This is a genomic window from Rhodococcus sp. BP-160, assembly GCF_019836205.1.
In the GTDB taxonomy this organism is placed as follows: Bacteria; Actinomycetota; Actinomycetes; order Mycobacteriales; family Mycobacteriaceae; genus Rhodococcoides.
Map to the genome: position 1 here is coordinate 1,159,609 of NZ_JABUEK010000001.1, position 17,551 is coordinate 1,177,159.

A 17,551-nucleotide genomic window follows, 5' to 3' on the forward strand; every position below is an offset into this window, starting at 1 on the left:
CTGATCGAGAGGCCGACAGCAATGAACGACATCGAGTGCGACGTACTGGTCATCGGCGGCGGGATGGCCGGTCTGACCGCCGGAGCCCGCGCCGCGTCCGCAGGCAGATCCGTCGTCGTGGTGGAGGTCGGTGCGGATGTCGGCGGATCCGCGCGCTATGCCGGATACGTCTGGACGGCACCGGATCACACCGTCATGGACGCACAGAACCCGCACGGCAACCCTGCCCTGAGGCGACTGCTGGTGGACCGGTTCCAGGACGGCGTGCAGTGGTTACGTGACACCGGTGTGGAGGTGGGCGATGCGCAGCGAATCCTGTCCTTCGGGCGAGGACACAAGTTCGACACCAACCAGTACGTCGATCTGTGCAGGCGGATCGTCCTCGAGTCCGGCGGATCGGTCCTTCTGAACACGTGCACCGAGAGCCTGACGTTCGAGAACGGCGTCGTCACCGGCGCGGTGATCCGGACCGGCACCGCGGAACCACAGGACGTGCGGGCGGCGCACACCGTGCTCGCCACGGGCGGTTTCCAAGGGTCCGCAGCGCTGCTCGAGAAGCACGTTCATCCGAATGCAGGGCGCATGCAACTGCGCTCGAACCCCCACAGCACGGGCGTGGGCCTGACACTCGCCGAGAGCGTCGGCGCTGCCGCCGGTGCGATGAACGCCGGCTTCTACGGGCACCTGATTCCCAGCGGGGTGACCCTGACGGACCCGTCCGATTTCGTCGACATGTCGCTGTACTACAGCGAACACGCGCTCCTGTTCGATCTCGACGGGACGCGCTTCGTCGACGAGACACTCGGTGATCACCTGACGACGATGGCTCTGCTCGACCGGCGCGAGGCACGCGGGCTTCTCGTGGCGGACGCTCGCGTGCACCGGGACTGGGTCCTGGCGTCGTACGTCGAGGGCGCCGTGGCCGTCGACAAGTTCGCACTGGCGAGCAAGCGCGGGGGTCGGGTCGGACGAGCGGACACGCTCGAGGAGCTCGAATACCTACCGGAGGACTGGGGATACGACGGAGCCGCCATCGCGGCCGCGATCGCCGACTTCAACGAGTCCACCACGTCGGCGGAGGGCCCTGTGCCGGGCCGAGCGCTGGATGCGAGCCCGCTGAACGAACCGCCTTACTACGTCATCGAAGCCGTCCCGGCCGTCACCTTCCCGTTCCACGGCGTCAGAGTCGACGGCGACGCCCGTGTTCTGACACCGAACGGCGAGCCGATTCCGGGCCTGCTGGCAGCCGGTTCCGACACGGGCGGCCTGTGGAACCGCGCGTACGCAGGCGGTCTGGCGGCCGCTCTGGTACTCGGACTCGTCGCCGCGGAGACTGCCGGGTGACCCCTCGGGAAGGATGATGCCGCCGCCGCGCTGCGCGTGTCACGGCCCCTCGCGGCCGTGGAGGGTGGCGATGATGCGCTGCGCCTCCTCCACCGACGAATGCTCCCGAGTGACCGCTCCGGCCCGCAACATCGCCGACGCGACATCGACCGCCACGGCATGCCGCGCGACCAGGATGCCGATGGCCACGCTCGTGAGATCGGTTGCCTCGTCCCCGTCCACGGTCGCCAGCGCGGCGTCGCCTGCGACCACGGGCCCGATGACCCGCACCAGGTGTCCGATCAAGACGTCCGTTCCTGCCGGCAACGGCCCGCTCCACACCGAGCGCCGGTGCAGTTGCACGCACCCGAGGGGGGCGTCCACCGCGCCCAGTGGGAGCACCCTCACCCACCCGACATCCAATGCCACCAGGTCGTCGATCAGCAACGGCCACCGCGCCCCGTCGTGGCGGTCGTCCACGATGATCGTCCGGCCCACCGCACGGTCACTCGACACGAGATCGACATCCGCGCCGTGCAGGTACAGCAGGTCGGCGATCCTCTCCGCCGACGAGTCGGTGGTGTGCAGCACGCGTCGCGTATCGGGGTGACGCGGGGACGACACGACCACCGCGCCACCGTCCGCGCCGGCGACCCCGACACACACGTCGACGAAATCCGACAACCGCTCCCCCGGGCCGAGTCGAGGCACGTCGGACGCGGTCGCGTCACCGGGGTCGTTCATGGTCCATCCCTCCACCAGGCGTTCGCAGATCGACTCGCGCACGCCTCGTTCAGCTTTCCCGTCCGCGACGACGGGGGCAGGTCGCATCCTCACGAGACGGCGGACGTGCTCGCGTCCGATACGCCGCCACGACAGAATCGGCGATGCGCCCGCGGTCGGCGATGGCGAAACCATGTCCACGCGCCCACGTGCGGATCGCCGCGGTCCGCTGCCGTCCGACGCCGCACCGTCGAGATGTCCTCCGACCGACGTCCTCGGGTGCTCCACTCCGTGAGCAGGCCGTGGATCTGCGCTGCGTTCTCGGACGACAGGTCGATCTCGAACCATGTTCCCCGGTAACCGAACACGACGGTGTCGTCCGCGGACATCCCGTCCAGGTCGTCGATCAGCGTCACGTCAACCTTGCGAACCACGCGGAGCTCCTCGGACACACGTACGAACGACCACGCAGGGTGACCCCGCACGGGCCGATCTGCCGTTGTATAGGTAGGTAGTAGGAAGCCGCCACACTCTGGACGCCGCTGTCTGTGCGTGTCCGTACCCTGTCCGGTGCCACTCAACCTTCCGTGAGGGGAGATTTTCTCTCGACTCCATGGTGATCTTCGAGCGGTGTTTCAGGGTGGTCCCCCACCGGGCACAATTCTCCGCAGGTGCCCCGCTGCACCCGGAGTTCGGTGCTCGACTGTCGAAACCGACGGCGGTCGGCACCGACTTCCCGTGTTCGCGAGGCCCGTCACCGGTCGGCGCGACCTGAGACAGTGATGGAAAGAGCGCCGTGACCACGTCGGACCCCACACCGCCCGAGCTGCGGCTCGCTCTGGCCGTCCGGGCAGTTGCCGCACTCGCCGACGACGACCACGTCGCCGAGCTGCTCGATCGACTGACCGACGTCGCCTGCACCCTCGTCGATGCCGCCGACCACTGCGGCATCACGCTGTCGATCGGCGATGTCACCTTCACCGCCGCAGCCTCAAGCACGGAGATCGCGCCGATCAACGACCAGCAGTACTCCGCCGACGACGGTCCCTGTCTGCACGCGGCTCGCACGGCCGCCACCATCGTCGTCGATTGCACGGTCGACGACGATCGATGGCCGCATCTCGGACCTGCTGCTCGCCGCGTCGGCATCAACACCATGCTGTGTGCGCCGATCGTCTGCGACGATCGGCCGGTCGGATCGCTGACCCTGTTCGCCCGTACACCACAGGGTTTCGACGATCTCGATCACCGCCTCGTCGAGCTGCTCACGGGAGTGACAGCGGATGCTCTCGAGAGGGCTCGACGTCGCCGCGAACTACACGGAACCATCGCCGGACTACGGGACGCGCTGGTGCACAGGGCTCCCATCGAACAGGCCAAGGGCATTCTGATGGCACTGCGTGGCATCGACGAGGATGCGGCCTTCACTGTGCTGTCGACCCGCTCCCAACATCTCAATCGCAAGGTGCGCGACATCGCCACCGAGTTCGTCGAGTCCGTCAGCGCCGCCGCGCCGACCGGCGATCTCTGACCACCGGCGGAGGCACCGTCGCGGTGCAGACAAAGTCGGTGGGACCGCCCCGACGTCCGAGCGAGAGCAGCAGCGGAGTTGCTCGCGACGCGTGAGCAGTCCGCACTCCTTGCAGAATATGCATTGCATATGCAATATTCGCAGTACGCACGTGGGAGAGTCCGGGTGCGGAGACCGGAGGGGGTTCCATGATCACAGTGACCAGTGCCGCAGGCGGTGTCGGACGGTTGCTCGTCCGACAGGTGGCATCACGGGGTGTTCCGATACGAGCGGTGGTGAAGAACGACGACCAGGCCCGTACGACTCGGCGGGACGGGGCCACCGAGGTCGTCGTGGGCGATCTGAGAGCCCCGCAGACACTCGACACGGCCCTCGCCGGCACGACCGTCCTGTACCACGCGGCTCCGACCCAGATCATCGACGAGCGACCCATCATCGATCACCTCATCGCTTCAGGACCATCACATGGTCTGCAGCACACCGTGTTCCACTCGGTGATCCACCCCGAACTGCACCAGCTGACCCATCATCGGCAGAAGGACATCGCGGAGGGGATGCTGCTCGACAGCGCGATCCCCACCACCGTCCTGAGACCGTCGCACTACATGCAGAACTACCTCGAGGTGTGGGACCTTCTGCACGCGGGCGTCATGCCGTACCCGGTCTCACCGGACAGCGTCATGGGAGTGGTCGACCTCGCCGATGTCGCCGAGGTGGCCGCCACCATCGCACTCGATCCGGACCCACACACCGGGCGTACCTACGACCTGTCCACCGTCGAACTGACTCGCCACCAGATGGCGGCGATCTGGTCGACGGTGTTGGGCCATCGCGTGACTGCTCTCCGCATCCCGCCGTCATCGCTCAGACACAGGACAGCCGCCCTGCCCGCGCTGGGACCGATCCTCGTCGAGGCCGTCCGGGCGACCGGAATGCACTCCGCGAGCCACCTCGTGCGGGGAGTCGGCGCGGCCGCCAATCCCCGCGGCATGAACGACTGGCCGCACGATGCGCGCGAGGCGTACCGCACGATGATGTCGCATTACGACCGGCACGGACTTCCCGCCGGTGATCTGACCGTGCTTCCCGCACTGCTCGGACGCGAACCCACCTCCTACGAGGATTTCGCCCGCCGGTCCGCCTCCGAGCGTGGGCATCGGTCGAAGGACTCCCGAGGATGAGTCGCTCGCAGGATCCATTCCGACCAGCGCGGTCCATGGTGACCGGAGCGAGTTCCGGCATCGGGGCCGAGTTCGCCCGAGCCCTGGCCGCGCGCGGCTCCGACCTGGTGTTGGTGGCACGACGGGAGGACCGGTTGACCGCTCTCGCAGCCGAACTCGAACGTGCACACGGCATCCACTGCCGTACGGTCTCCCATGATCTGTCGGAACCCGCAGCCGGACGTCGACTGCGGACCCTGGTTCCCGAGAGACTGGACCTCGTCGTCAACAATGCCGGCTTCGCAGTACAGGGCCCGTTCGTCGACAACGATGCCGACGACCTCGCGCGGCTCCTGGCGGTCGATGTCGCCGCGGTGGTGGACATCTGCTCTGCCTTCCTCCCCGACATGATCTCCCGCGGCACCGGATCCGTCGTCAACGTCGCCAGCACGACGGCGTTCCAACCCGTCCCCACCCTCGCCGTCTACGCCGCAGCCAAGGCGTTCGTCCTGAGCTTCACGCAGTCGCTGTGGTACGAGTCCAGGCGCCACGGTGTCCGAGTGTTCGCACTCGCCCCGGGGCCGACGCGCACCGAGTTCTTCGATGTCATCGGCGAGTCCGCCGCGACGACCGGCTCGTACCAGTCACCGGCCGAGGTCGTCGCCACCGCGATGCGCGCCCTCGACGCCAGAACCCTCACGTCCACAGGCCATCTCAGGACGGAGGAACGCCATCGCGGCCGCCACGGCAGCGTTGACGCCACCTCGGGTACTACTTCCGGCGGTGGCGCGGTTGCTGCGCTGATCTCCCGAGTTGCCGTCCCCGCTCGGCCGACTCGGACTGTAGTGTCACGATCATGGCCAGGGCCTCGAAGTTCACTGCGGCCGACCGTCGCGCCGCTGTGGAGCGTGCCTTCGAGGGAACAGAGAGTCCCACCGCCGTCGCATCTGATCTGGGTGTCCACCCGACCACTCTCTATCGGTGGGCCGCGTCCGACACCACGGACGACCCGGGGCCGGCGCCGACTCGGCTCGTCCACGCCACCCAGACGCTGCTCGAACACTCCGACTACGGCGACATCACCGTGGAGGCCGTGGCGCAGCACTGCGGACTCGCGGCTCGGACCGCATTCCACCACTTCCCCACCAAACGCGACCTGTTCCACGCAGCCGTCAACGATGCCGCCACCACGCTGATCGACCGCATGGCAACGCGTTCCGAGCAGGCGACGTGGCCGGACGATCCTCTGGGACAGCTGCGATCGTTCCTGCACATCGCCGCGGCCACCATCTACGACACTCCGGCGACCCACGTGCTGTTCCGCAACATCGGTGTTCCCCGCAGCGAAGGAACCGCCGAGGGGTGGCACACCGACTTCGTCGTCGCGATCGAACAACTGCTGCACAGAGCGGCCGATGCCGGTCAGATCGAACGCCACACCGACGTGGCCGCGGCAGCGCAACTCGTGACCGGCGCCATGCGCGGGATCCACACCGCCGTGTTCGACGGCGCCTCTCCCGATGTCGCACTCGACCTGGTGGACCGCGTTCCCCTGCTGATACCTGGCCCCCGACGAACGTGATTCGCGGCGGTGACATAGACCTCCACACCGCATGCTCTGCACAGGCGCGCCATGAAACGTGCAGGCCTCGACGGACGCTTCACCAGCTCGCTGCGGTGACTCGACCGATCTCACCCGGCCCGAGCCGATCAGCCGGCCGCTGCTCGTAACCGCTCGACCTCGCTGCGAGAGTGGCGTACGAACTCGGTGTCCTCCCCCCTTCTCGCGGGCGACGTCGTGCGCCAGGTCCAGAACGGCGCGACGCAGATGCTTGCGGGCTCGTCGGGCCTTCCGAGTGGGCGCGGACTTCACGAATGCCTTGCGGGCCTTCGTGTCCAGCACACCGTCGACCTCGGCATCGGTGACGACACCGGCCTCGACTTCCGGGGCGAGGATGTCGCGGACGAACTGATACTCACGCGGTGCGGCCCGGCGGAACGCGATGGTCAGCACCGTGAACCCGATGACGACCGACGCCAGGATCACCACGAAGTTTCCCAGACCGCCGCCACCGAGACCGCCGGCGTCGTCCCATGTGAAGTGGAGGAACATGCCGGCGACGACGAATGCCGCACCACGCCCGACCCGCCGGGGTTGCGCTGCCGTCCCGATCAGATACACGGCTCCGGTGCAGACGAGGGCACTGAACAGAGGGTGGGAGGCGAAACTGACGGCGATGCGTACGACGGACATGTGCACCGCGTTGCCCACGGGATCGGTGCCGAATGCCCGAGCAGTGGAACTCGCCGCGTAGAGGAAGTCCTCGAACACGGCAAATCCGAGCCCGATGAACGCTCCGACGATGAGGCCGTCGTTCGCGGTGCGGATGAGACGCGGGGCAAGGCTCATCAGGAGCAGGAAACCACAGAGTTTGGTCGCCTCCTCGGTGAACGGTGCCGTCGCACCTGCCGCCCAGTTCGCGCTCCATTCCTGACCGAACAGCTTGGGGTAGATGCCGAGCATCGCCGTGTTGACGGTCATCGCAAAGGCGAACGTTGCCGGAACAGCGCCCCACACGAGGGCAGCGACCACGAGCCCGCCTGGTTGCCGCTCCCACCGGTCGATGTGGTGGAACCAGGCGAACCACGCGAGTCCGCACAACCCACACAGCGCCGCCGCGACGGCGAGTGCCTCGGCGTAGAACCCGGCGCTCGGCGCGAAGTAGGCCCATGCCTGGAACGCGCCGATGGCGGTCAACGCGAGGTAGACCCAGAACGACAGATTGTGGGGCTGCACGAAGTGGAATCTCGCACCCCACCCGGAGATCTCGACTGCTTCCGCTCGGCGCTGACCAGCTTCCGTGCCGACCGTCTCGGGAGACGTGCGGGGGTCGACAGTGCTCATGCGTCGTCCCCGTACACGGTACGGATGCTCGCGATCATCGCTCGGACGTCGTCGAGGGCTGCGGTCATCTGGGTGGGTGGCCCGTAGGCAGTGATGTCGACCCCTGTGCCGCCGAGAACGAAGGCCGCGATCACCCCGTCGCTTCGCACGCTGTTGTAGGGCTGCGCGACTCCGGTCTCGCCGGCCGCCGTGGTGAGAGTGGCCCTGTTCCCGTCGACCCGGAAGGTGGGGTCGTCCGTCCGGGACGTGACCTTCTGCACCTGGTCGAGCAGCTGATCGGGAGTGCCGTCGTACGAGTCTGTCGACACCTGGAAGGTGATGCCGGCCCCGGCGAGGGTGGCATCGCCGAACGTGCCTCCGTCTCCGACACGGAAGCCGGACTCGACGTCGTAACCGGCGACGGGGGTGAAGACGAGGGTGTCGGTGAGTGCAAGCTGCTGCCCTGCCAGAACGGGGTCGTCCCAGTCGAGGGCAGCGTCGATGCGCGGAACCACCACGGTGAAGACCAGGAACACAGCGAGCACGACGAGCGCCGGCGGCCACGTTCGACGGTCGAGACCCAGCACACGGTGTTCGACCGGTACTCGATGTCGATGTGCAGGAGCGTTCAACAGTGGTGTCACGGATACCCCTCGAACTCGTCGTTGTTCGTACTTTGTCGCAAACCACGCGGTCCGTGCAGTCCGCCGTGAACGACCTCGACGAGAACGGCGAGTCGAGTGTCAGAGTCCGGCGATCACCCGATCGAGCCACTCGACCATGACCGCGCGCTCGGCGGCGCTCAACGTGTCCAACGCCGGCGTGATCGCACGAAAAGCGACCGCGGCGGCGGCGTGGTCGTCCTGCTCGCGGTCGGGCGGGTCGGTGAGGATCTGCCGCATGACGGCATCGAACATCGCGTCGGCCAACTCGTCGTCGCGGTCCTCGGCCGGAGTCGCGAGAAGCACCGAGATCGTGCCCACACCCGCTGCCTGGACGAGTCCGAGCGCCCGTTGTTCGCTCACCCGCAGTCGGCCCGTCTCGGCGACCCTGTGTATCCGAGCCCGGAGGACGTCCATGCCGGCCTGCGCCGCGCGAGATCGTGTCAGGTGCTGCGGGCCGTTCATCATCCGGAACAGTTCCGGGTTGGCGATGCCGAACTCGACCTGCGTCAGCCACCCGTCGTGCAGGTCCACGAGGGGATCCACGCCCTGCGACGCGGCCGTCTCGGTGATGCGTCTCTTCATCGAGACAAACTCGGCCAGAACATCTTCTGCGACGGATTCCAGGAGACCGTCCTTGTCACCGAACAGTCGATAGATGGTCGGGGGCTGTACGTCGGCACCCTCGGCAACCCCACGAGTGGTCACTGCGGCCACGCCGTGATCGCGCAGCAGGGCGGCCGCGACCTCGATGATCCGCGCCCGGACGTCGTCTCGAGTGCTGGTCGGCTTGATCACGTTCCAACGATAACAGTCTCGTGATACCGTTATGTTTCCATCGATAACACCGGTGCGATGCCAACGAAACTGAGGCACTCATGATCGTCATCACCGGCGCCACCGGCGCGCTGAACGGCGCCACTGTCGACCACCTGCTCAGACATCGCCCCGCTTCGGAGATCGCGGTGGCGGTCAGAGACGCGTCCAGGGCCCGACGCTTCGCCGATCTCGGCATCGAGGTGCGCCACGGCGACTACGCAGACCCGGCGTCGCTGCCGGACGCGTTCGCGAATGCCGATCAGCTGCTGCTCGTCTCGTCCAGTGATCCGAGGGCCGACGCAGTCTCCCTGCACCGCAACGCGATCGACGCGGCCGTCACCGCGGGCGTGGGGCGAATCTTGTACACGAGTCATCAGGGGGCCGCGGACGACACGCCATTCGGTCCGGGTCGAGACCACGCGGCGACGGAGCGGCTGCTGGCGGGTTCCGGCCTGCCGTGGACCTCGCTGCGCAACGGCTTCTACGCCCACAGCCTGGCCTGGTCGACTGGCCCCTGGCGCGAGTCCGGCGTCATCACCGTTCCGGCCGACGGTCCGGTGTCGTGGACGTCCCGAGCGGATTCGGCGGAGGCTGCGGCGGCGATCATCGCATCGAACGGCGCGTACGACGGACCGGTCACGGTGACCGCCGAGTCCGCACCCACCTTCGAGGAGGTGGCGGCGATCGCTTCCGACGTGGCCGGGCGGACGGTACGGCGAGTCCTGATGGACCCTGAGGACTGGATCGCAGCCCGGGTCGCTTCGGGACAGCCGGAATTCGCGGCTCGCTTCACACTCGGGATGTTCGACGCTGCAGCCGGCGGTTGGTTCGCCGGCATCGATCCCCTGCTGGGACAGTTGCTCGGCAGGTCGCCTGCGACCGTGCGCGACGCGCTGACTCTCGCGTAGCCTCCACGGCGCCCGTCAAAGGTCGAGGGTGGCACTCCAGGACAGCGAGACTCAGACCGGTCGTTCCGCCCTCACCCGCAGCCGTTGTGCTGATCGGCATGTTCGGAGGACAATCACCGGATCGGTGACGTGTTCGGTGAGAGGGTGTGCGATGTCTGTGTCGTGGGAGTCTCTGTCTCGTCGGCGCGGCGTACGGGTGACCGGCGGGCTCGTCGGCGTGTACGTCGGCCTGGTGGCCTATTGGTTCGTGCAGGATGCCGCCCACCGTGTGGCAGCGCGGAAGGCTGAGGCATAGCCTCCGTTCGTGCCGCTCCGAGTCATCGTCCGATGTGAGGGGATGTCGGACAACAGGATGCCCCTACGACGCCGACCCTGAATGCCGCATCGACGACGGGGACCGACCCATGGTGCGGGTGAACGCTCGCGAGAACGCCGCGTCGGACCCGTATCCGAACGAGGCCGCGACCGAGGAGATGGTGGCGTTCGATCTCGCGAGCTCCGCCGCCGCGAGCTGCATGCGCCGACGGGTCAGGTGGACCACCGGGGCCTCACCCACCAGCGCGGTGAAGCGCGCGGCGAAGGCGGATCGAGACATCGCCGCCGTCCGAGCCAGATCCGCCACCGTCCACGGCCGCTCCGGATACCGATGCATCGCGATGACCGCGGCACCGATCTGTCTGTCGCGCAACGCCCCCAGCCAGCCGCCGATCTCAGCGCCCTCCTCTCGGAGCCACGCTCGGACGAGATCGATGATCAGGATGTCGGCCAGCCGCGTCACCACGGCCTCCCCACCCGGCCGGCGGGCAGCGGCCTCGTTCGCGAGCAGTTCCAGTACCGCGGCCGAGACCGCAGACCCGCGATCACCCACCAGCACATCGGGCAGCACGTCGAGGAGTGAGCGGGCAGTCGGATGATCGAACTTCACGGCGCCACAGATCAACACGGCCCGCTCGCCCCCGCCGCCGTGCTCCAGAACGATGAAGCGGTCCGAGATCCACTCGGGCTCCGGGTCGTACATCGACACCGACGGGGATGACGGATCGTCCACCACTCGGTGGCCTCGACCGTGCGGGACCAGCACGCACTCACCTTCGCCCACCAGCCGAGGTTTCGTCCCCGGCAGCTCGAGCAGGCACGATCCCACCACCGGTGCGTGAAACCACAGGCAGTCCTCCATCGCGGGGATGTCGAGACCCCAGGGAGCCGTCAGTTCCGATCGAACGTAGAACACCCCACGCATCCGCAGCGAGTGCAGGGCGTCGCCGAGCGCATCGTCACCGCGCCACATCCTGGACGATCGATCATCAACGGTGGACTCCACGGTATTCATTGTCCACCACGAACCCGGCACCGTGACCATCGTGACCACACAACGAACCATCACTGTTCTCGGCGCCACCGGCCGAACCGGACGACGCCTCACCGACACGCTCCTCGGCCGCGGATGGAAAGTACGCCGTGTCGCGCGCACCGCACGGCCCCACGCACACCCGGCTGCCACCACGCACACGGGCGACCTGACCGACACCGACTTCATCACCACCGCGTTCACCGGCGTGGACGCGGCCTACGTCCTCGTCCCATTCGACCCCACGGCACCCGACGTCCGAGCACACATGAACGACATCGGGTCCTCCATCACCGACGCACTCCGACGAGCACGGGTGCCACGCGTCGTCGCACTCAGTTCCCTGGGCGCCGAACTCGAGCACGGGACCGGATTCCTCACCGCACTGCACGCTCAGGAGCAGCGACTCACCGCCCTCGAGACCGATCTCGTCCTTCTCCGACCCGGCTACTTCTTCGACAATCTCGACCCCGTCCTGCCCCACCTCCGCCACATCGGGGCACTCCAGGACTCCATCGCCCCCGACGTGCCCCTGCCGATGGTGGCGGCCGGAGACGTCGGCGCAGCCGCGGCCGACGCAGTCGAGGAACCCGACCACCAGGGCACCACCATCCGCGAGATCAGGACCGCAGTCGATCTCACCCTGATGGACGTCGCCGCCGCGGTCGGCCGAGCACAGGGCATCGGCCATCTCCCCTACCAGCAGCTCCCCGACGAGGAGACGATCACCCAGCTATTCCAGGTCGGATTCTCCGACGATGCAGCGAGATTGCAGGTCGAGATGCACCGCGCGTTCTCTGCAGGACGCGTCGCCGCGACGGGGGACGACTCCCGCGCCCCGACGACGGTGGACGACTACCTGGCGTCGCGGGCGTGAGCGCCGTGTGAGCGCAGAACGGTTCTCGACGGGTCACGTACTCACGAGGGCGGGCCGCGTCCGATGCCGGCGAAGAGATTGTCGATCAGGCGGTCGGCGAAGTCGGGTGTGATCGGTTGATCAGGGAGCAGCAGCCGGTGGTACACGCACGCCACAACTGATCCACCACGTTCTCGCTGTCGAGATCGTCGCGCAGCTCGCGGCGCGCGCGATGAGTGTGGCCAGTCTCCGTGTGATGCGTCGCCGGCATTAGACAACCGAGCCGGGCAGGTGCGCTCACGCGGGAGCGACGACCCGCTCGAATCAGTCGCCTGAACGGCTCAGAGGTGGCGTGCAGCGAAGTCCACCGCGCTCCGCAGCGTCTCGCGGCCTTCCGGAAGTACGCCTGCCAACACGGGAAATGCGTGCACCTGACCGCGCCACACATGGGTCTCGACGATCCGGCCGGCGTCCTCGAGCTTGCGCGTCATCGCCTCCACGTCCGGGCGCATCAACTCGTACTGCGCCGAGGACAGGAAGACCGGCGGAAACACCGATGGATCGGCATCGATCGGAGACGCTGCGCCCGGGATGGCGTCCGGCCCGTTCATCCAACGATCCTCCAGCGCGAGAACCTGTTTCATCGGCAGATACGCGTCCCGCTTCATGAACGCACGGGAATGGCTCCTCAGGTCCAGATTGAGCAACGGCGAGAATCCCAGAACGGCCGCGGGTGGTGTCAACCCTTCCAGCGCAGCCAGTTCGGCGACCTTCATCGCGAGGTAACCGCCGGCCGAGTCTCCCGCCACGATGATCTTCGACGGATCGGCCACCGTCGCCGACGCGGCGCGGTAGGCGGCCATGGCATCGAAGATCGACGTACCGATGCCGCCGTACGGAATCTGCCGGTACTCCACGGAGTACACCGGAACACCCGCACGGGCGGCGATCATGGCACACGCACCGCGGTGGGTCGCCAGTCCGCAGAAGACGAAGCCGCCGCCGTGAAAGTAGAGAACCGTCGCACCGGCCAGAGAGCCGGTGGCCGTCCGAGGATGTGTCGTCTTCTCGCAGGGCACACCACCGAGAACCACCTGGTCGATAGTGACGCGAGGCGGCTTCGGCAGTCGGTCGACGACGCGATCGAGGTGCCCGATGGCCTTGATGCCGCCGTCGGTGAGCGGCCACATACTCAGGGTCGGCTTGAGGACCGCCTTCATCGCCGCCGACAGAACGCGTGCTTGCGGACTGATGTCGTCGTGCCAGGTGAGTGTGCCCGTCATCGTCTCGTCGTTCCCCTCGTGCGATGAAGCGTGGAGACGATCGACGCTATCAGCCCGGCTCCGTGCACCGATTCCGACAGACTCCAGCTCGGCTGTGCTCGTGGGAGCTCGACTCGGGTTTCCCGCGTGAACGTGCTGGGTACGCACACGATGAACATCCGGACGCACTAGACAAGTTCGGTGGTTCACCGTGAAACGCATCGTCGTCGCCCTGTCGGTACTGGCTCTCGTCGCCGGCTGTTCCACCGACGACACTGCACCCGGGCCGACGCAGACACCCGCCGCCGAACCGGCTAGGGCGCCCGCAGCGCAGGATCCGATCGGCACCGTCGTTCCGCTTCCGGGCGCACCCGAGGGAATCGTCGTCACGTCGTCCGGCATCGCCGTCGCCGCAGTGCGTGAACCCGATGGCCTGAGGCTGCTCGACGCGGCGACCGGAGTCGAGCGATCGTTCGTGCCGACGGTCGGTGCGCCGCGACACCTCTCCCTCGCCGGCCCGGACGGACCGGTACTCGCGCCCCTCGAGTCCAGTGACGAACTGCTCCTGGTCGATCCGGCGAACGGAGCGACGCTCTCCACCACCCGCGGCGTCGGACGGCAACCGCACGATGCCGTGGTGACCGCCGACGGCGCGACCGTCGTGACCAACGAGATGGGCGGCGGAGTCGTCTTCGTACGCAACGGTGTCGTGACCGCATCTCTCCCCGCCGGTCCCGTGCAACCGGGCGGCGTTGCAGCCGTCGGCAATTACGCAGCTGTCGCAGATGTGCAGGGCAACGGGATCTGGATCTACAGCGGGCCGGACCAGGAACTCGTTGCACAGGCCCCACTGGGAACCAAACTGACGCATGCGACATCCCTCGGCGCCGACCTCGCTGCCTTCGCCGACACCGACGGTGGCGCGGTATACCTCGAACGCATCACTCCCGACATCAGCGAGGTCGCTCGCATCGACGCACCCGGCAATCCTTACGGGCTCGCCTACGACGCCGATCGGAAGCTCCTTCTGATCACGCTGACCGAGAGCAACATCCTTCGTGTCGTCGATGTGGCCGAGCCGGCATCGCCGCGGACCGTGGTCGACTTGCCGACGGTTCGTCAGGCCAATTCCGTCGCCGTGGATTCACGAACGGGAAACGTGTTGGTGACAGGCAGTGATCCCGGCGCGGACTCTAGCCTGCAGATCATCCCGGCCGACAGTGTCGACGTGTCGTGACACGTGCTCGTGCGACGTTCACGATCGGTGTTCGGTGAACACCCGGCGCAACCCGACGAAGCGCACGACCGTGGCCACGAGGTTCGCGGCCACCAGGACGGACACCTCGACTGCTCGCGATGCATCGGGTACCCACCTGTGGAGGAGTACCAACGAGCCGCTGGTGACCGCCAGCCCGAGGGCGAAGACGACGAGCCCTTGCACGTACTGGCGAACGATCGCATCGGTTCCACGGATTCCGAAGGTGAACCGGCGGTTGATCGCGGTGTTGGCGAGCGCAGAGACCAGGAGCGCGAGCACGTTCGCGGCCTGGGACGACATGACGACTCGGAACACCAGAAACAACAGAACGTACGCGGCGGCGCTCGCACCGCCGACCAGATAGAAGCGGAACAGCACACTCCGGGTGCCGGAGGTCGCGGTCAGAGTGTCTCCCCCGTCGGCCTCGGAACGGGCAGCGCATCCACGCATCGGGCGAATTCACTGTCCGGGCGACACACTCGGGAGATGGGGGCCAGATCGACCAGTTCGTCGGCGTCACGCAGAGTCGGTGCTGCACCGACGACGAGGCCGCAGCGCTGCAGGGCGTCCCGGGTGTCGTCCCCGGTGCGGTCGGTGGACATCTCCACTGCCCGCAGGGCCCGGGCATCGGATGCGTCGTGCAGTCCGAGCACCCACCATCCTCCGTCCTCGGCACGGCCCAGGATCGCCGACGACGGCTCCAAGGCTCGACCGATGTCGGCCAGCATCGCGGGGTCGACCTGCGGCGTGTCCATGCCGATCTGCACGACGGGAGCGCATCCGGCGGCGTCGCGATGCGCGTGGATCAACCGTTCCGAGAAGCCGTCGCCGCGCTGATCGATGACGTCGAAGTCAGCCAGTGACCTCTGAATGTCGTCGCTGCGCATCGCCTCGGCCAGGTCGCCGGTCATCGCGACCACCCGCCGGGCGAAAGGAGCCTGCCTCGCCGCGGCGAGTGTGTCGAGCAGCGCCGCGGCCGCCACCGACGCGGCGTCCTCGGCGGTCATGGCGGCCATCAGTCGAGTCTTGGCAAAGCCGGGTACCGGCGCTTTCGCGATGACGAGCAGCGTCGCATCGATCATGGAATCACCTTCGCAAAATCCCAGACCGCCACCACCGTGCCGCGAACCGACCCCGACACCTTCGACACTCCCCCGGTCCGCGGGCGGTACGAGATGTCGTGCTCGACCACTGTCCACCCTGCCCGAGCGGCGAGAACCAACAGCTGCAGCGGGTAGCCGGAGCGTCGGTCCGGGACGTCGAGCGAGAGCAGATCGTCGCGGCGGGCCACCCGAAGAGCGCCGATGTCGTGGACGTCGATCTTCAGTCGTCTGCGTAGACGCCAGGCGATGGCCGTGTTGCCGAGGCGGGCGTGCCACGGCGAGCCACTGCGGTGCACCGGGCGGCGCCGACCGACGACGAGTTGGGCGGAGTCCAGCGCTGCGACGAGACCGGGCAGTTCGCGAGGGTCCATCGACCCGTCCCCGTCCATGACAGCCACGACGGTCGTTCGAGCAGCGGTGATTCCGGCGTGCACGGCTGAGCCGTATCCGGGTATCGCCTCGATGACCACCTCCGCCCCGTGCGCACGGGCCACGTCCGCGGTGCCGTCTGTGGAGCCGTTGTCGACGACCAGGCGGTGATAGCCGTCGGGCACGGCGTCGAGAACATCGGGAAGAGATTGCGCCTCGTTGCGGCACGGGAGTACGACCGTGACATCGGAAGGATCGATCATCGTCACACCACCGGGGCCGAGCCATCGGATGCCGCCCGAAGCGGTGCCGACGCAAACCGCGTGAGCCCCTCGTCCGGACCGACGGCAGCTCGGAATCCGAGAATCTCGTCGGCCCGATCGGCACCGGCAACGATGTGCCGCACGTCGCCGGGACGGAACTGACCCGTCACCTTCGGCTCGATGCCGCCGCCGTGTGCACGACACAGAATGCGGGCCACCTCACCGATCGAGATCGGGTGTCCCGAACAGACGTTGCAGGCCACGAACCCCGCTCCGTCGTGCTCGACGGCGGCAAGGTTGGCGGCGGCGACGTCCCGGACATCGACGAAATCTCGCATCTGCCCACCGTCCTCGTACACAGTCGGTGATTCACCTTTCTCGAGCGATGAGCGGAACATCGCGGCGACACCGGAATACGGTGTGTCACGCGGCATTCGGTCACCGTAGACGTTGTGGTAGCGCAGCGCCGTGACCGATCCGCCCGTCGCCAGCGACCAGGCGAGTGCATAGTTCTCCTGCGCGAGTTTGCTTGCTGCATAGAGACTTCGGGGCTCAAGCGGAGCGTCCTCGTCCACCGTCTCCCACGTCACCGGCTCGTCACCCTCCGGGCACTTCGCATCGAAGACCCCGTTCCGCAGATCCGACGGGTTCCGGGGGCGCGGACGGACGACACCGTGCACGGGGCAGCGGTAGCGACCTTCGCCGTAGACGACCATCGATGACGCCAGAACCAGCTTCCGACACTCGGCTCGGGCCATCGCAGCAAGTACTTCGGCAGTACCCAGGTCGTTGTGGCTGGCGTATGCGGGTGCGTCCGCAGTGCTGACGCCGGCTCCGACGACGGCGGCCTGGTGACACACCACATCGACCCCCGCCATGACATCGTCCAGAGCGCCGGGGTCGCGGACGTCGACCGTCGTGACGTTCGGCGCGTGCAGTGGCGTCGAGCCGTGCGCCGAGGGTAGGAACGCGTCGACAGCCGTCACGTCGTGGTCGGCCGCCAGTAGTGCTTCGTGAATGTGTTCACCGATGAAACCGGCCGCGCCGGTGAGTAACACGTGCATCGTTTTCTCCTTGTCGTG

Annotated in this window: 16 protein-coding genes and 3 pseudogenes; 8 read left to right on the forward strand and 11 right to left on the reverse strand. The window is 67.5% G+C overall.

Features of this window, described 5'->3' with window-relative positions:
* Positions 1 to 21: 21 nt before the first annotated feature.
* Entirely contained in the window at positions 22 to 1,344 is a 1,323-nt protein-coding gene (locus HQ306_RS05505; protein WP_222628075.1) for an FAD-binding protein, read from the forward strand.
* A 39-nt stretch (positions 1,345 to 1,383) separates the two neighbouring features.
* Here the strand turns inward: HQ306_RS05505 and HQ306_RS05510 are convergent, their stop codons facing one another.
* A complete protein-coding gene (locus HQ306_RS05510) occupies positions 1,384 to 2,067 on the reverse strand; it encodes a hypothetical protein (protein ID WP_222628077.1) in 684 nt (227 codons plus the stop codon).
* Positions 2,068 to 2,116: 49 nt separating this feature from the next.
* A pseudogene (locus tag HQ306_RS22735) lies at positions 2,117 to 2,435 on the reverse strand (histone-like nucleoid-structuring protein Lsr2).
* A gap of 407 nt (positions 2,436 to 2,842) precedes the next feature.
* Between HQ306_RS22735 and HQ306_RS05520 the strand changes: the two are divergent.
* From HQ306_RS05520 to HQ306_RS05535, 4 genes and pseudogenes are all read left to right on the forward strand, one after another.
* Entirely contained in the window at positions 2,843 to 3,577 is a 735-nt protein-coding gene (locus HQ306_RS05520) for a GAF and ANTAR domain-containing protein (protein WP_222628079.1), read from the forward strand.
* Between the two features lie 188 nt (positions 3,578 to 3,765).
* A complete protein-coding gene (locus tag HQ306_RS05525; protein ID WP_222628081.1) occupies positions 3,766 to 4,758 on the forward strand; it encodes an SDR family oxidoreductase in 993 nt (330 codons plus the stop codon).
* 35 nt (positions 4,759 to 4,793) lie between these two features.
* Positions 4,794 to 5,303 (forward strand): annotated as a pseudogene (locus HQ306_RS22080) (SDR family NAD(P)-dependent oxidoreductase); the annotation flags it as partial.
* A gap of 290 nt (positions 5,304 to 5,593) precedes the next feature.
* Entirely contained in the window at positions 5,594 to 6,319 is a 726-nt protein-coding gene (locus HQ306_RS05535) for a TetR family transcriptional regulator (protein WP_222628083.1), read from the forward strand.
* A gap of 516 nt (positions 6,320 to 6,835) precedes the next feature.
* On the opposite strand, the pseudogene HQ306_RS22740 reads toward HQ306_RS05535, so the two are convergent.
* The 3 genes and pseudogenes from HQ306_RS22740 to HQ306_RS05550 all read right to left on the reverse strand — a co-directional run.
* Positions 6,836 to 7,642 (reverse strand): annotated as a pseudogene (locus HQ306_RS22740) (PrsW family intramembrane metalloprotease); the annotation flags it as partial.
* Positions 7,639 to 8,208: a hypothetical protein gene (locus HQ306_RS05545; protein WP_222628085.1), complete on the reverse strand. Its 570-nt coding sequence runs from the start codon at positions 8,206 to 8,208 to the stop codon at positions 7,639 to 7,641. The gene HQ306_RS05545 and the pseudogene HQ306_RS22740, both read right to left, overlap by 4 nt.
* A 156-nt stretch (positions 8,209 to 8,364) precedes the next feature.
* Positions 8,365 to 9,081: a TetR/AcrR family transcriptional regulator gene (locus HQ306_RS05550; protein WP_222628087.1), complete on the reverse strand. Its 717-nt coding sequence runs from the start codon at positions 9,079 to 9,081 to the stop codon at positions 8,365 to 8,367.
* A gap of 80 nt (positions 9,082 to 9,161) precedes the next feature.
* On the opposite strand from HQ306_RS05550, the gene HQ306_RS05555 reads away from it, so the two are divergent.
* Positions 9,162 to 10,010: an NAD(P)H-binding protein gene (locus HQ306_RS05555; RefSeq protein ID WP_222628089.1), complete on the forward strand. Its 849-nt coding sequence runs from the start codon at positions 9,162 to 9,164 to the stop codon at positions 10,008 to 10,010.
* A gap of 358 nt (positions 10,011 to 10,368) precedes the next feature.
* Here HQ306_RS05555 and HQ306_RS05560 read toward each other — a convergent pair whose 3' ends face one another.
* On the reverse strand, positions 10,369 to 11,340 hold the full coding sequence (locus tag HQ306_RS05560; RefSeq protein ID WP_374197693.1) for an AraC family transcriptional regulator: 972 nt from the start codon (positions 11,338 to 11,340) through the stop codon (positions 10,369 to 10,371).
* A 31-nt stretch (positions 11,341 to 11,371) separates the two neighbouring features.
* Between HQ306_RS05560 and HQ306_RS05565 the strand changes: the two genes are divergently transcribed.
* Positions 11,372 to 12,235 (forward strand): NAD(P)H-binding protein, encoded by an 864-nt coding sequence (locus HQ306_RS05565; protein ID WP_222628091.1) that lies wholly within the window; start codon positions 11,372 to 11,374, stop codon positions 12,233 to 12,235.
* A gap of 320 nt (positions 12,236 to 12,555) precedes the next feature.
* Here the strand turns inward: HQ306_RS05565 and HQ306_RS05570 are convergent, their stop codons facing one another.
* Positions 12,556 to 13,497, reverse strand: a complete 942-nt coding sequence (locus tag HQ306_RS05570) for an alpha/beta hydrolase (RefSeq protein WP_222628093.1) — start codon at positions 13,495 to 13,497, stop codon at positions 12,556 to 12,558.
* Positions 13,498 to 13,687: 190 nt separating this feature from the next.
* On the opposite strand from HQ306_RS05570, the gene HQ306_RS05575 reads away from it, so the two are divergent.
* Positions 13,688 to 14,713 carry a hypothetical protein gene (locus HQ306_RS05575; protein ID WP_222628095.1) on the forward strand — a complete coding sequence of 342 codons (1,026 nt, stop codon included), beginning with the start codon at positions 13,688 to 13,690 and terminating at the stop codon, positions 14,711 to 14,713.
* 18 nt (positions 14,714 to 14,731) lie between these two features.
* Here HQ306_RS05575 and HQ306_RS05580 read toward each other — a convergent pair whose 3' ends face one another.
* Genes HQ306_RS05580 through HQ306_RS05595 form a run of 4 tightly spaced genes read right to left on the reverse strand, consistent with a single transcriptional unit; the run spans position 14,732 to position 17,533 of the window.
* Complete coding sequence (locus HQ306_RS05580; RefSeq protein WP_222628097.1) at positions 14,732 to 15,184, reverse strand: GtrA family protein; 453 nt, start codon at positions 15,182 to 15,184, stop codon at positions 14,732 to 14,734.
* The gene (locus HQ306_RS05585; protein ID WP_222628099.1) at positions 15,136 to 15,816 is read right to left on the reverse strand and encodes a DUF2064 domain-containing protein; all 681 of its coding nucleotides are present in this window, start codon (positions 15,814 to 15,816) and stop codon (positions 15,136 to 15,138) included. The genes HQ306_RS05580 and HQ306_RS05585 overlap by 49 nt, the downstream gene beginning before the upstream one ends.
* Positions 15,813 to 16,469 (reverse strand): glycosyltransferase family 2 protein, encoded by a 657-nt coding sequence (locus HQ306_RS05590; RefSeq protein WP_222628106.1) that lies wholly within the window; start codon positions 16,467 to 16,469, stop codon positions 15,813 to 15,815. Before HQ306_RS05590 ends, HQ306_RS05585 begins: the two co-directional genes overlap by 4 nt.
* A 2-nt stretch (positions 16,470 to 16,471) precedes the next feature.
* On the reverse strand, positions 16,472 to 17,533 hold the full coding sequence (locus HQ306_RS05595; protein ID WP_222628108.1) for an NAD(P)-dependent oxidoreductase: 1,062 nt from the start codon (positions 17,531 to 17,533) through the stop codon (positions 16,472 to 16,474).
* Positions 17,534 to 17,551 lie beyond the last annotated feature (18 nt).